The 13294-nt window shown below is 60.5% G+C and carries 12 protein-coding genes; 6 read left to right on the top strand and 6 right to left on the bottom strand.

Annotated features, from left to right (window positions below):
* Window positions 1-76 precede the first annotated feature (76 nt).
* Window positions 77-1324 (bottom strand): sugar ABC transporter substrate-binding protein, encoded by a 1248-nt coding sequence (locus tag MOV76_RS06465; protein ID WP_247264100.1) that lies wholly within the window; start codon window positions 1322-1324, stop codon window positions 77-79.
* Window positions 1325-1503: 179 nt separating this feature from the next.
* On the opposite strand from MOV76_RS06465, the gene MOV76_RS06470 reads away from it, so the two are divergent.
* Complete coding sequence (locus tag MOV76_RS06470; RefSeq protein ID WP_247264101.1) at window positions 1504-2520, top strand: LacI family DNA-binding transcriptional regulator; 1017 nt, start codon at window positions 1504-1506, stop codon at window positions 2518-2520.
* A gap of 41 nt (window positions 2521-2561) precedes the next feature.
* Here the strand turns inward: MOV76_RS06470 and MOV76_RS06475 are convergent, their stop codons facing one another.
* Window positions 2562-3620 (bottom strand): LacI family DNA-binding transcriptional regulator, encoded by a 1059-nt coding sequence (locus MOV76_RS06475; protein ID WP_247264102.1) that lies wholly within the window; start codon window positions 3618-3620, stop codon window positions 2562-2564.
* Between the two features lie 140 nt (window positions 3621-3760).
* On the opposite strand from MOV76_RS06475, the gene MOV76_RS06480 reads away from it, so the two are divergent.
* From MOV76_RS06480 to MOV76_RS06500, 5 genes are all read left to right on the top strand, one after another.
* Window positions 3761-6082, top strand: coding sequence for an alpha-L-rhamnosidase (locus MOV76_RS06480; RefSeq protein ID WP_247264103.1), 2322 nt, complete (start codon window positions 3761-3763; stop codon window positions 6080-6082).
* Window positions 6083-6119: 37 nt separating this feature from the next.
* Window positions 6120-7403 (top strand): ABC transporter substrate-binding protein, encoded by a 1284-nt coding sequence (locus tag MOV76_RS06485; RefSeq protein ID WP_018446097.1) that lies wholly within the window; start codon window positions 6120-6122, stop codon window positions 7401-7403.
* 66 nt (window positions 7404-7469) lie between these two features.
* Window positions 7470-8348 carry a carbohydrate ABC transporter permease gene (locus MOV76_RS06490; protein WP_247264104.1) on the top strand — a complete coding sequence of 293 codons (879 nt, stop codon included), beginning with the start codon at window positions 7470-7472 and terminating at the stop codon, window positions 8346-8348.
* Window positions 8345-9172 (top strand): carbohydrate ABC transporter permease, encoded by an 828-nt coding sequence (locus MOV76_RS06495; protein ID WP_018446099.1) that lies wholly within the window; start codon window positions 8345-8347, stop codon window positions 9170-9172. The genes MOV76_RS06490 and MOV76_RS06495 overlap by 4 nt, the downstream gene beginning before the upstream one ends.
* 4 nt (window positions 9173-9176) lie before the next feature.
* Window positions 9177-10154, top strand: coding sequence for an ABC transporter ATP-binding protein (locus tag MOV76_RS06500; protein WP_247264105.1), 978 nt, complete (start codon window positions 9177-9179; stop codon window positions 10152-10154).
* Window positions 10155-10197: 43 nt separating this feature from the next.
* Here the strand turns inward: MOV76_RS06500 and MOV76_RS06505 are convergent, their stop codons facing one another.
* From MOV76_RS06505 to MOV76_RS06520, 4 genes are all read right to left on the bottom strand, one after another.
* The gene (locus tag MOV76_RS06505; RefSeq protein WP_247264106.1) at window positions 10198-10596 is read right to left on the bottom strand and encodes a type II toxin-antitoxin system VapC family toxin; all 399 of its coding nucleotides are present in this window, start codon (window positions 10594-10596) and stop codon (window positions 10198-10200) included.
* A complete protein-coding gene (locus tag MOV76_RS06510) occupies window positions 10593-10844 on the bottom strand; it encodes an AbrB/MazE/SpoVT family DNA-binding domain-containing protein (RefSeq protein WP_247264107.1) in 252 nt (83 codons plus the stop codon). The genes MOV76_RS06505 and MOV76_RS06510 overlap by 4 nt, the downstream gene beginning before the upstream one ends.
* A 148-nt stretch (window positions 10845-10992) precedes the next feature.
* The gene (locus MOV76_RS06515) at window positions 10993-11793 is read right to left on the bottom strand and encodes a phosphate/phosphite/phosphonate ABC transporter substrate-binding protein (protein WP_247264108.1); all 801 of its coding nucleotides are present in this window, start codon (window positions 11791-11793) and stop codon (window positions 10993-10995) included.
* A gap of 37 nt (window positions 11794-11830) precedes the next feature.
* The gene (locus MOV76_RS06520) at window positions 11831-13285 is read right to left on the bottom strand and encodes an NAD-dependent succinate-semialdehyde dehydrogenase (RefSeq protein ID WP_247264109.1); all 1455 of its coding nucleotides are present in this window, start codon (window positions 13283-13285) and stop codon (window positions 11831-11833) included.
* Between the last annotated feature and the right edge of the window lie 9 nt (window positions 13286-13294).

Raw genomic sequence — 13294 nt, forward strand, 5'->3', positions numbered from 1 at the left:
TCCTCCTTCCGCTTGAAAGTCGAGATGTGAAAGGGACGGCAGGGCATCCGCGGACACCCTGCCGAAACGTGTCAGCTTAGTTCGGATTGGTGCGTTCGAGGATACGGGTGAAGTCGGCCTGCGTCTTGGCGATCGTTCCGTCGACGTCGTCACCGAAGATCGTGCCCTGGATCAGATTGAGGAAGGGCCCGGTGCGGCTGACGAAGAGTTCGTCGGACGAAAATGTGTAGGGCGTGCGCGCCTTGGCGAGGATATTGTAGGCGACGAGATTGCGCTGGTCGAACTTCGCATAGGCTTCCGCTGCGAGGTCGGTGCGCGACGGCATCCCCGATTCCTGGGTGATGTAGACCTGCTGCTCGGGCTGCATGTAGAAATTGACGAAGTCGAGCGCGACTTTCTTCTTCTCTTCGCTGATGCCCTTGATCAGGGAAAGCGTATCACCGCCGGCAAAGCTCGATTCACCGCCCTTCGGCCCGGGGATCGGTGCGACGGCGAATTTCACGTCGGGATATTTGCTGGTCAGCAGATTGACGATGTAGGAGCCGGTCATCAGGATGCCGACCTTGCCCGAGGCGAAGGCCTCGACGGCATTGTTGCCGTTGCCGGAACGCGAGGTCGGATGGATCGCACCGGCCTTCCACATATCGCGATAGGCAGCGATGGTCTCACGCAGCGCCGGCGTATCGACCGTGGCGCTGCGGCCGTCATCGCTCAGCACATCGGCATTGGCGGCCCACAGATGCGGCAGGAAGTCGTAGATCAGCCAGCTTCCCGAATTGGCGACGAAATAGAAGCCATAGGTCTCGTTGCCGAGCGCGGCGATCTTCTTAGCGTCGGCGGCAATCTCCTCCATCGATGCCGGCGCCTTGTTCGGATCAAGGCCGGCCTTGGTGAACAGATCGGTATTATAAGCAATGATCGAGGCATCCGGCAGGGCCGGCACGCCGTAGATCTTGCCGTCATAGGTGGCAAGACGGATGTGCGACGGGCTCATGGCCGCGGAATACGGCAGGCCCTTCACGAAGTCGGAGATATCCTCGAGACCGTCCGCGGCGGCAAAGGTCGGGAGATATATCAGGTCGAGCACGGCACCGTCAGGAGCCGCGCTGCCGGCAATCGCCGCACCCAGTTTCGGCACCATCTGCTCGGCCGTGATCTGGGTGACATTGACCTTGTCGGAGTGCGAGGCGTTGTATTTGTCGGCCAACCCCTGAAGGACGGCGCCGGACGACGTGCGCACCCATAGGGTGATTTCTTCGGCGCTGGCGAGAGAAGAGCTTGCCAGCAGTGCAAGAGCGGTGATCGTCGTTTTCAGTCGAAGCATGCTTGTTCCCCTTTTTCTCGTTCAGGCCCAAGGCCATCGGACGAAATGAACGTTAGATCAGAAATTTTTTGATGTCGACAGTCTGTGTGCATAAATCTGATGTGCGGTTGATAAAACCTTTTAACAGCTCATTCTTTTCTGCTAAAAGCTTTTATCATGGATCGAACACGAGGCAGATCTTGAAGAATACGGGCGATCGCAGACGGACGATTTATGACGTGGCAAAGGCTGCGGGCGTCAGCATTTCGACGGCGTCAAACGCACTGAACGGCACCGGCCGGACGAATGCCGAGACGCGCGAGCGGGTTCGGCGCGTGGCGGAGGAGATCGGATTTCGGCCTAATGCACTCGCTCGTGGGTTGCTGAGCAAGCGAAGCCATGCGATCGGCATGCTGACGAACGACACCTATGGGCGACTGACGCTGCCGATGGCGGCAGGGGTATCGGAGGTACTGGTCGATCACGGCGTCTCCGTCTTCCTCTGCGCCACCAACAATGATCCACGGCTCGCCCAGTTGCACCTGGAGGCGCTTCTCGACCGGCAGGTCGACGGCATCATATTCACCGCGACGCGCCTCGACCTCACGCCGCCAGTCCAGTTGTCCCGCCTGCCGATACCCGTCGTCTACGTCTTTGCCGAGGGGCCGGCTGACAGCGTCACCTTCTTTCCGGATGACGAACAGGGCGCCCGCCTCGCCGTCGATCACCTGAAAGAGCTCGGTCGATCGCGGATCCTCCACATCACCGGGCCGCGGGATTATCTGGCCGCTCGCATCCGTGCCCAATCCTATCTCGACGCCTGCGGCGACGGTGCCGAAGCGATGTTCGGCGACTGGTCGGAGGAATGGGGTCACGAAGCCGTTCAGACGGTGTTTGCCCGGCCCGGCGCAAAGCCCGACGCCATCTTCTGCGGCAGCGACGAGATCGCCCGCGGGGTCATCGACGCGCTGCGCGACCTTAATGTGGAGATTCCCACGGATGTCGCCGTGGTCGGCTTCGACAATTGGGAGGTCGTCGCACGGCAGACGCGACCGCCGCTGACCACCATCGACATGGAGTTGAAGGAACTGGGCCATCGCGCCGGCCTGGCAATCCTCGGCCTCTCCAAGGGTGAACCGGTCCCTGCCGGCATCACCAGATTGCCGTGCCGTCTGGTCGTGCGGCAGTCTTGCGGCAGCCCCCTTCAATCCGACTGAAAACGACGGCAACGAACAGAGACACCGCGGCGCCGTCGCTATTATCTATCCGTGGAATTGCCGGAACGGGTCAGGCTGTTGCGGCTGACCAGCGACGGTATCTGGAAAATATGCTCGGAAGCGGTGCGGCCTTCTATTCTGGAAATGAGGGCCCGGGTTGCGACCTGACCGAGTTCCCTGCCCGACTGATCGATGCTTGCGAGATTGACGAGGCCGAGTGCTGCGGTCGGGGAATTGTCGTATCCGATGACGGCCAGATCTTCGGGCACGCGCACGCCCATCTCCATAGCCAGGCTCAGAAGGGTGATCGCGTCGAGATCGCTCCAGCAGAATACGGCGCGCGGCCTGTCCTTCCTCGACAGGAATTTTCGCATCGTCTCTTCCCGCTTCGGCGAAGCAATGGGAATTTTGCCGATCGCTGGCGAGGAGCCGAGCCCGCCACGCTGCATCGCCCGGCGAAACCCGATCTCACGCTGGCGTACGACGGAGACCGCGTGCCCCTGGCGCTCGCCAAGGCTCAGCATTTCGATGTCGCGATAGCCGCAGGCAAGAAGCGCTTCGACGGCGATCTCCGCTCCGCGCTGATCGTCGGCATTGACGGTATCGAAGGCCGTAGCGCTGGCATCATGGTAACCGACCGCGACGATCGGTATCTGGACTGCGAACTTTGCGAGGATCTCCGAGGGCAGACGCGGCGCAACGAGGATAAGGCCGTCCATCTTGTAGTCGATCATCGATTCGATCAGCGACGTCTCCAGCTGCACGCGCGCATCGCTGACGCCGATCATCGCCTGGTAATGCGAAGGCGCCAGCACCCCGTTCACGCCGGCAATCACCTCCGGAAGGAAAGGATTGCGGATATCGATCAGGAGCACTCCGATGGTGAAACTCCGGCCACGCAGCCCTCTAGCTGCCCGCGAGGGGCGATATGCGAGTGCCTCGATGGCATCAGTCACCCTTGCGCGCAGCGCATCACTGACGCCGTAGGCATTTCGCATCACCTTGGAAACCGCTGCGACCGATACGCCTGCGTGAGTTGCCACCGTCCGGATCGTCACGCGATCGTTTCGTTGCAGCTTTTGTTTTTCTTCGATTGACATGAAATCTCTGGCTTGCTGCGGATCGTCGACATCGCCCGCAGAACCACCATGGCAGACTGGCAACGAAAATTCTATTGCGCTTCCGAAGAAAATGTAGAACGTTATATGGAGAACGTTCTACAACTCGTCGGGAGGACTTGATGAACTTTCAGCCGGCAGCCATCAGCGGCAACCTCGTTTCGCGTGCCTGGTCCGGGGATATGATCGCGCCACTATCGGATGGCGGTCAGGGAACGGCCGCAAGCTTCGTCTCCAAGACTTTCGAACATGATGGCGCCAAGCTTCCCGTCGAGCTCTTTATATCAGCACTTGGCCTCTACCGCTGCTTCATCAACGGCGTTCGCGTCGGTGACGACCTGTTGACCCCAGGTTGGACGAACTACGACGATCGCCTTGCCTATCAGCGATACGACGTCTCCAACCTGCTCAAGCCGGGTCTCAACCGGATCGAGATCTGGCTTGCCGACGGATGGTATCGGTCGCCTTTGATGTGGGGCGCCCAGGCGATCCCGAATTGCTGGGGCGACAGGATCGGCGCTATTGCGGATCTGATCGGACCGGATGGCACTGTTCTTTCCACCGACACCTCATGGCGAAGCGGCCTTCTGCCGATCCTGAAATCCGGAATCTACTTCGGCGAAATCTACGATGCCCGCCAGGAAAACTACTTGGAGAGCCATGGCACCGAGAGATTGCCCTTCGACAGGGCGCTGCTTGTCGCGCACGAAACGGCTGCGGTGCGCGAGTTGCCGCCACTTGCCGCTGTCGAAAGCTGGACCGACGATGAGGACAGGACCGTCTACGATTTCGGCCAGAATGCCGGCGGCTATGTCAGATACAAGGTGCGCGGCGCTGCCGGCGCCGAAGTCCGGGTGGAGCATTCGGAGGTACTCGGCCCCGATCGTCATTTTGACAATCGCAACTATCGCACGGCCGAGGCACATACCGTCTACACGCTGCGGGGAGACGGCGATGAGACCTTCGCACCGCATTTCACCTTCCACGGCTTCCGTTATGCCCGGGTGACGATCAAGGGCGATGCGAAGATCCTCGCAATCGCGTCCATCCCGATCTCGTCGGTGCCTGAGCCCGCCGCCGGTTTCACCTCCGGCAATGCGCTGGTCAATCGCCTCGTCGAGAATACCATCTGGTCGCAGCGTGCAAATTTCGTCGAAGTACCAACCGATTGCCCGCAGCGCGATGAACGCTTGGGCTGGACGGGCGACGCCCAGGTATTTGCCGCAACCGCATGCTGGCTGAGCGACAGCCAATCGTTTCTCAGGAAGTATCTGCGCGATGTGATGGCTGATCAGCGCGAGGATGGCGCCGTCTCGCACTTTTCACCGGATCCGACCCGCTTGCATCCGGCCAATTTCCCGGGCTATGCCGGCTCGACCGGCTGGGGCGACGCGATCATCGTCATCCCCTGGGTACTCTACACCCATTACGGCGACCGGGCCGTCCTGTCGGAGTGCCTGGATTCCATGGTGCGCTGGGTCGATTTCGTCTGGTCGATCTCGGATGGTCCGCTTGTGCGTCCGCCCTCGCGTTGGGGCGACCGCGGCTTCACCTTCGGCGACTGGCTGCAGCCGGTCGGCGACAATCGAAAACCTCGCCCGACGATTGCTGACGACTGCGCGGCCACGCTTTACCACTTCATCTCGACCGACCTTCTGGCAAAGATCGCAGCCACCCTCGGCGAGCATGCGCTTGAAGAGAAGATGAACCAGCGCGCAAACGAGATCCGGCGGACATTCGCCAACGAGTTCATCACGCCGGCAGGACGGCTCGCACACAACGACCAGACGTCCTATGCCCTGGCCTTCCTCCACGACCTGATACCGGCGGAGCACACGCAAGCCGCACAGCAGCATTTCCGGCAGGTGATCATCGATGCAGACTACAAGATCGGCACCGGTTTCATCGGCACGCCCGCCCTGCTGCCGGCGCTGACGAAGCTCGGCATGGACGATCTGGCCGAAAAGGTCTTCCTGCAGGAGGATGTGCCGGGCTGGCTCTACCAGGTGTCAAAAGGGGCGACGACGATCTGGGAGCGCTGGGATTCCATGGCGCCTGACGGCACCATCTACGAACCTGATATGAACAGCTACAACCACTATGCCTATGGCGCGGTCTGCCAGTGGCTGTTCGAGAGCGTCGCCGGAATTTCGCCGAGCCCAAGCGCCCCCGGATTTGCCGAGGTGATTGTCGATCCGGCGCCGATTCCGTCCCTTTCGCCGGTTTCGGCCTATCATGATATCAGCCAGGGACGCATCGAGGCCGGCTGGCAGTGCGACGGCAACAAGGTCACCTATGTGCTGACCCTTCCGGAGGGCTGCATCGGCCGGTTCCGGCCCGGAAAACGGCATCAAAACCCGTCGCTCGACGGAGAGCCTGTCGTCGAGGAAGCCAGTCTTCCCTCCGGGACGCACCAGCTGGTCTTTTCCCTACCCAATTCTTGAGGAGCATACACGTCACACCGTTCAGAGGAGGAACGTCATGACACATCGGATAAAACTCATTCTTGCGGGCGCGTCCGCGCTTTTGGCACTGGTCGCGGCTGGCCCGTCGCATGCAGACACCACGCTGTCATTCCTGATCGACAACAACCCGGACACCGTCGCGGCAGCCGAGGCACTCGTTGCCGCCTATCAGGCAAAGGCACCCGACGTGACGATCGAAATCGAGCCGCGAGCCGGTGGCGGCGAAGGCGACAACATCATCAAGACGCGCCTGGCGACGGGGGAGATGTCCGATGTGTTTCTCTACAATTCCGGCTCGCTGCTACAGGCGCTGAAGCCGACACAGACGCTTGTCGATCTGAGCGGACTGTCGTCGCAAGCGAAAGTCGACGAAAGTTTCAAATCGGTCGTCCGTGCCGATGGCAAGATCTATGGCGTTCCCTTCGGCACGGCGATGGCGGGAGGGATCCTCTACAACAGGAAAATCTACCAGGACCTCGGCCTCTCCGTCCCGAAGACATGGGCGGACTTCATGGCGAACAACGCGAAGGTCAAAGCATCAGGAAAAGTCGCCGTGGCGCAGACCTATCGCGATACCTGGACCTCGCAGCTGTTCGTTCTGGCTGACTATTACAATCTGCACGCGGCCGTGCCGAACTTCGCCGCAGACTATACCGCCAACAAGGCAAAATACGCAGAGACGCCTGCAGCCCTGAAGGGCTTCGAACGGCTGAAGGACGTTCACGACGCCGGTCTGATGAACGAAGATTTTGGCGCGGCAAGCTACGATGATGGCCTGAGAATGGTGGCAACCGGCGAGGCAGCGCATTATCCGATGCTGAGCTTCGCGGTCGGCGCGCTCAAACAGAATTATCCCGAAAACCTCAACGATGTCGGCTTTTTCGCGCAGCCAAGCGACGACGCCGCAACCAACGGCTTGACGGTCTGGATGCCGCCAGCCCTCTACATTCCCGTGACCAGCCAGCACGCCGAGGAAGCGCGGAAATTCGTCGATTTCGCCGGAAGCGTCGAGGCCTGCAAGATCATGGTGGAAACCAATGCCGTTCAGGGACCTTCCCTGATCAACGGCTGCGACCTGCCAGCTAGCGTACCGCCTGCGATAAAGGACATGCTCCCCTATTTCGAGGCCAAGGACAAAACGACCCCGGCGCTGGAATTCGTGTCGCCGATCAAGGGACCGGCTCTTGAGCAGATCACCGTCGAAGTCGGCTCCGGCATTCGCCAGCCGGCCGACGCGGCAAAGCTCTATGACGATGATGTGCGCAAGCAGGCCAAGCAGCTCGGTCTTCCCAACTGGTAGCGGTCTTTCGGGTCAATTAACCTCGCTCCTAAAGGGGCGAGGCTCCACCCGATCGAAGAGGTAGTCATGACCGAGACACGCCCCCGCTCGCGCAAATCGCCCTACCCGCTGTGGTTTTTCATTCCGGCCGCAATCATCTACGGCGTGCTGTTTCTGGTTCCCACGGTATCCTCTCTCTGGTTCAGCCTCACACGCTGGGATCTTTCGACCGCCGAATTCATCGGGCTCGAAAACTTTCAGCAGTTCTTTTCCGAACCATTCCTGGTCAAGGGACTGGTCAACACGCTGATCTATGCCGTGACGACATGCGGCCTGAAGACGGTCTGCGGGTTGCTGCTTGCCGTGCTGCTGACCAGCAATATCTTCGCCCGCGGCTTCCTGCGCACGCTGGTCTTCTTTCCCGTCCTGGTCTCGACGATCGGCATCGGCATCACCTTCACCGTGATGATGCATCCGACCAAGGGCATCATCAATGTCACGCTCGAGACGCTCGGCATTCCCGGCCCAGGATGGCTCACCAATCCGGCGCTGGCGCTTTTTTCGGTGGCTTTGGTCGATGTCTGGAAGGGTGTCGGCCTTGCAACCCTGATCTTCATCGCCGGGCTTGCCGCGATCAGCCCCGATTATTATGAGGCCGCGAGGATCGACGGCGCCACGCGTCTCCAGCAATTTTTCCGGATCACCCTACCGCTCGTGCGTCCCGCCACCGTCATCGTGGTGACATTGTCGTTGATCGGCGGGCTTCGATCCTTCGATCTGATATGGGCCATGACCCGCGGCGGGCCCGGTTTCTCCTCCGATGTGATCGCCTCGGTCATCTATAAGCAGTACCAGGCGGGTTTCTACGGCCTGTCGACGGCCGGAAACGTCATCCTGTTCGCGCTGATCGCCATAATCATCCTGCCATTCACCCTGTGGTTCAACCGGCGCGAGGTCGAGGAATGAGAAGCGTCCGCCCTTACGTGACCGGCGCGATAGCCCTTGCGGTGACGGCCGTCATCTTCGTGATGCCCTTCGTTTTCGTCGCTCTCCAGGCGGTCAAATCGAAATCCGAAGCCTCTCGCCTCGATTTCGAATTGCCCGAACATTGGCTGTTCTGGGATAATCTGGCCGCCGTGTTCAAGGCGCGCGACTACCAGCTCGCGCTCGCCTATTTCAACTCCACGCTGATCACCGTGGTCTCCGTCACGATCCTGATCCTGCTGTCGGCAATGGTCGGATATGTGATGCAGCGCCGCAAGACCGTCTGGAACAAGGTGGCCTCCATTGCCCTGTTCATGGGTCTGATGATGCCGCCGGCTGTCGTGCCCACCATCGGCCTCTTGCAGGAGATCGGTCTCTTCAAGACCATGACCGGGATGATTCTGATCCAGGTCGCCTATAATCTCTCGTTCTCGACATTGCTCTACCGGTCATTCATTTCGACCATACCGCGTGACCTCGACGAGGCGGCGCTGATCGATGGCGCCAAGCCCCGACAGATTTTCTTCAGAGTAATCCTGCCGTTGCTGAAGCCGGTGACCGTCACCAACATCGTCGTCCAGTCGATCGCGATCTTCAACGATTTTACCAACCCGCTCTACTACCTTCCCGGCAAGGAGAACGTAACCGTGCAGCTGACGCTCTATAATTTCCAGAGCATGTATACGAGCCAGTACAATCTCCTCTTCATGAATATCCTCCTCGTGACGATCCCGCCGCTGATCGTCTTCATCTTCTTCAACCGGCAGATCGTCGCCGGCATGACGGCCGGCGCAGTAAAAGGGTAACCGAATGGCTGAGCTCACTCTCAAGCAAGTTCGCAAGAGCTTTGGCGCCCTTGAAGTCATCAAGGGAATCGATCTGGAGGTTGCCTCCGGCGAGTTCGTCGTTTTCGTCGGCCCGTCGGGATGCGGAAAGTCGACGCTGCTGCGGATCATCGCCGGCTTGGAGGAAACGACATCAGGCACGCTGACCATCGGCGGCAAGGAGGTGACCTATGCCGAACCCTCCGAGCGCGGTATTGCCATGGTGTTCCAGAGCTACGCGCTCTACCCGCATATGACCGTGGCCGAGAATATCGGCTTCGGCCTTTCACTCGCCCGCCGCCCAAAGGCCGAAATCGCCGCCAAGGTCGCGGCGACGGCCGAAACGCTGCAGCTCACCCAGCTGCTGGAGAGAAAGCCGAAAGCACTCTCCGGCGGCCAGAGGCAGCGCGTTGCCATCGGCCGCGCGATTATCCGCGATCCCAAGGTCTTCCTGTTCGACGAGCCGCTCTCCAATCTCGACGCTTCGCTCAGAGCCCAGATGCGTCTTGAGATCGCCGATCTGCACGCCCGCCTGAAATCGACGATGATCTACGTTACCCACGACCAGGTCGAAGCCATGACGATGGCAGACAAGATCGTCGTCCTGAACGGCGGTGCGGTCGAGCAGATCGGCAGTCCGATGGAACTCTACCGCAATCCCGCGACACCCTTCGTCGCCGGCTTCATCGGCAGCCCGAAGATGAACCTCTATGGCGGCGAGACCGCGCGGCGAATGAACTGCGCAACCTACGGCATTCGCCCGGAACATATCAGGCTTTCGGAAGGTGCCGGGCAGTGGAAGGGCAGGATCCGGCATCTCGAGCGGCTTGGCGCGGACGCGATCCTCTACCTCGACGTCCCCGAACTCGGTGAGATGGTGGTGCGCGCCGAAGGCGAGACGCCATTTGCGCCTGGAATGACAGTCTGGGCAAATCCGGTCGAAGGAGCGGAACATCGGTTCTGAGGCTAACGCCTGCCCGCCGTCTCGCTCATGAGCCTGCGGAATTTCAGGCGAGAAGACGCGCGGGTTGGCCTTGGCGGATTACCAGCTCGACCGCCTGCTTGTCGAAAGATACGAAGCTCTCGCCGCCAAGCCATGCTCCTTCATGGGCGATCACGCCATCTGCAAAATCGCCACCCGCCTCCAGCATGGCCAGTCCTGCTTCGACCGCAGGACGGTTCATTGCTACATTGCCCGCGTTGAGCAGGTCGTGGATCGTCTGTGAAACATCTTCCTTTGATAGCCTGGCTCCTCGACGCAGTATCCAGACCAGTTCACATAAGCTCGGCAGGGAAACCGCGATCAGTGATGCTTCCCTGAGGAGCTTTGCCGCTGCCCTTCCCTGCTCGGCGTCATCCTGCAAGACGGCTCGAGCAAGAATGTTGGTATCGACTGAAACTTTCATTCCTCGCCGGCCCAGCCCGAAGCCGCGATTTCGTTCATCTCTTCGATGGTCAACGGCTTTTTCATCTTGCCAGCATGCCGACCGATAAAATCGTCGATTGTCCCCGCTGGACGAGCAGCCCTTACCCGCAGCTCGCCCCCAGGCAGCTTGTCGAATTCGATCCGCTCCCCCGGTTTGACCCCAAGATGCGTCAGCAAATCCCGTCTCAGCGTGATTTGCCCTTTCATTGTGACCGCAAGGGAAGCCATGGAAAATCTCCGAACTTTAAACCCATACAAAAGTAATGGAATTTTTCCTTACATTCAAGGTTCGAGTGATACGGACTTGCCTTCACCTGCCTAGTTCGTGTGGCTCACTCCCAACCGAAGAAAAAGTCGGGAAAAATTCGTCTGCCGCTCAAGCTCTCAATTGCGGTAATGCATCGCCGGCAAGCGATAAGAGCGGTTCGTAGTCGGCTTCGGAAAGCACTGAAAAATCAACGAGGCCGAGTGTGGCGCGCATGGCGGAGAGCGATGGCTCCTTGATCGCGGCGTCAAGCGCATTTCGCAGGAGAAGGATTCTGTCGTCCGATGCATCGCCTGAGGTGATGAATGGCAGGCCGGGGCCCTTGGGCGTTTCGGCGATGATGCGGACCGCTTGGAGATGGCCGGGATCGAAGCGGCGAATATTCGCATAAGTGACGCAATCGATGGAGGCACTCTCCGCCCTGCCCTCGGCAACGGCGGCGATGCTGCCGCGGTGGCTGCCGGTTTCGATAATCCGACCGAAGAAGCGGCCGCTGTCGGCAAGCGGAGCGACCGCCGCGCGAAAGAAATTGCTGCCGGAATTGCTGTCAGGACTATTGATCGCAGCCGTGGTGCCACGCAAATCCGCCAGCGAGCAAACGGGAGAATCCTTGCGGACGACAATGAAGCTGCGCATCAGCGGGCCGTCGCAGCCGGGATGACCATAAATCGGCGTCGCCACCAGGCGGGCCCCGCCACGCAGGCTCCTGGCAAAGGGATAGCCGCATGCCTGCGAGAGAAGAAGATCCGGCCTCAGCCAGGCTTCATCATAGGGAACCGCCTGATCGAGCTTTTCAGGCAAGCCCTTGAGGCCGGCATCCAAGAGATAATGCCGGAGGAACGACCAGAGCTCGGCTGTCGCATCCGCGAGCGGCTCCGATGTGACATACATGGCGATGCTGACGAGAGACATTCTGGTCCTTTGCGGCGAAGCGCAAGCATCGACCAAGTCAGGCAATGCCGCCGAGGCATACATATTTAAGCTCGGTGTATTCGTCCAATCCGTGCCTCGACCCTTCGCGACCGAGACCCGACATTTTCACGCCGCCGAACGGAGCCTCGGCCGTGGAGACAAGACCGGTATTGACGCCGACCATCCCATATTCGAGCGCTTCGGCGACGCGAAACACTCGCGACAGATCGCGGGCGTAAAAATACGAAGCAAGGCCGAACTCGGTGTCGTTTGCCTGTTCGATGACGTCCTGCTCGTCGCGGAAACGAAAAAGCGGGGCAAGCGGCCCGAAGGTTTCCTCGCGCGCGACCTGCATGCCGGCAGCGACATCGCGCAGGATTGTCGGCTCGAAGAAATGGCCGCCAAGCGCGTGGCGCTTGCCGCCTAAGACGATCCCGGCCCCCTTTGCAACGGCATCGCTGATATGGCTTTCGACCTTGGCGACGGCGTTGTCATCGATCAGCGGGCCAAGCACGACGTCGCGGTCGAGACCGTTGCCGACCTTCAAGCCCGAAACCGCCGCGGCGAGCTTGGCGGCAAACGCCTCGTAGACGCCGTCCTGGACATAAAGCCGGTTGGCGCAGACGCAGGTCTGGCCGTTGTTGCGGAACTTGGCGATGAGCGCGCCTTCGACGGCAGCGTCGAGATCGGCATCGTCGAACACGATGAAGGGTGCATTGCCGCCAAGCTCGAGGCCGAGCTTTTTGATTGTCGGCGCACATTGCCGGTAAAGCAGCTCGCCCGTCCGGGTGGAGCCCGTGAATGTCAGAACCCGAACGTCACGGCTTGCCGTCAGCGCCCCGCCAATTGCCGCTGCGTCACCCGTAACGATGTTGAGAAGCCCCGGCGGCAGGCCGGCACGCTCACCGAGAACGGCGATGGCGATGGCGGAGAATGGCGTCTGCAGCGCCGGCTTGAGAACGACGGCACAGCCGGCGGCAAGCGCAGGGCCAATCTTGCGGGTGATCATCGCGTTCGGAAAATTCCAGGGCGTGATCGCCGCCACTACGCCTGCCGGCTGGCGCAGGACGAGGATCCGCTTGTCGGCCTGATGTCCCGGGATGGTCTCGCCGTTGATGCGTCTCGCCTCTTCGGCGAACCATTCGATGAAGCTCGCACCATAGGTGATCTCCCTCTTGGCCTCGGCCAGGGGTTTTCCCTGTTCCAGCGTCAGGATCATCGCCAGATCGTCGCGGTTTTCGATCATCAGCCGATGCCAAGCCTTCAGAACGGCGGCGCGCTCCCCGGCGGTCTTCTTCGCCCAAAGCTTCTGGGCAATGACGGCGGCGCGGATGGCGTCCTCCGTTTCCGCGGCACCGAGATCAGGGACCACCCCCAGCGGTTCGCCTGTCGCCGGATTGCGGATCGTCGCCGCCTTGCGGCCTTCCGCTTCGATCCAGCGATCGGCAATGGGGCATGCCTGACGGAACAGCGAGGGATCATTGAGCTTCATATGACAACT

Origin of the sequence: Rhizobium sp. PRIMUS64 (genome assembly GCF_023006465.1) — a bacterium.
In the GTDB taxonomy this organism is placed as follows: Bacteria; Pseudomonadota; Alphaproteobacteria; order Rhizobiales; family Rhizobiaceae; genus Rhizobium; species Rhizobium leguminosarum.

What these genes read in the sequence shown, in the direction of transcription:
- MOV76_RS06465 (WP_247264100.1), bottom strand. Translation starts at nt 1,324, where the DNA reads ATGCTTCGACTGAAAACGACGATCACCGCTCTTGCACTGCTGGCAAGC.
- MOV76_RS06475 (WP_247264102.1), bottom strand. Translation starts at nt 3,620, where the DNA reads ATGTCAATCGAAGAAAAACAAAAGCTGCAACGAAACGATCGCGTGACG.
- MOV76_RS06480 (WP_247264103.1), top strand. Translation starts at nt 3,761, where the DNA reads ATGAACTTTCAGCCGGCAGCCATCAGCGGCAACCTCGTTTCGCGTGCC.
- MOV76_RS06485 (WP_018446097.1), top strand. Translation starts at nt 6,120, where the DNA reads ATGACACATCGGATAAAACTCATTCTTGCGGGCGCGTCCGCGCTTTTG.
- MOV76_RS06490 (WP_247264104.1), top strand. Translation starts at nt 7,470, where the DNA reads ATGACCGAGACACGCCCCCGCTCGCGCAAATCGCCCTACCCGCTGTGG.
- MOV76_RS06495 (WP_018446099.1), top strand. Translation starts at nt 8,345, where the DNA reads ATGAGAAGCGTCCGCCCTTACGTGACCGGCGCGATAGCCCTTGCGGTG.
- MOV76_RS06500 (WP_247264105.1), top strand. Translation starts at nt 9,177, where the DNA reads ATGGCTGAGCTCACTCTCAAGCAAGTTCGCAAGAGCTTTGGCGCCCTT.
- MOV76_RS06505 (WP_247264106.1), bottom strand. Translation starts at nt 10,596, where the DNA reads ATGAAAGTTTCAGTCGATACCAACATTCTTGCTCGAGCCGTCTTGCAG.
- MOV76_RS06510 (WP_247264107.1), bottom strand. Translation starts at nt 10,844, where the DNA reads ATGGCTTCCCTTGCGGTCACAATGAAAGGGCAAATCACGCTGAGACGG.
- MOV76_RS06515 (WP_247264108.1), bottom strand. Translation starts at nt 11,793, where the DNA reads ATGTCTCTCGTCAGCATCGCCATGTATGTCACATCGGAGCCGCTCGCG.
- MOV76_RS06520 (WP_247264109.1), bottom strand. Translation starts at nt 13,285, where the DNA reads ATGAAGCTCAATGATCCCTCGCTGTTCCGTCAGGCATGCCCCATTGCC.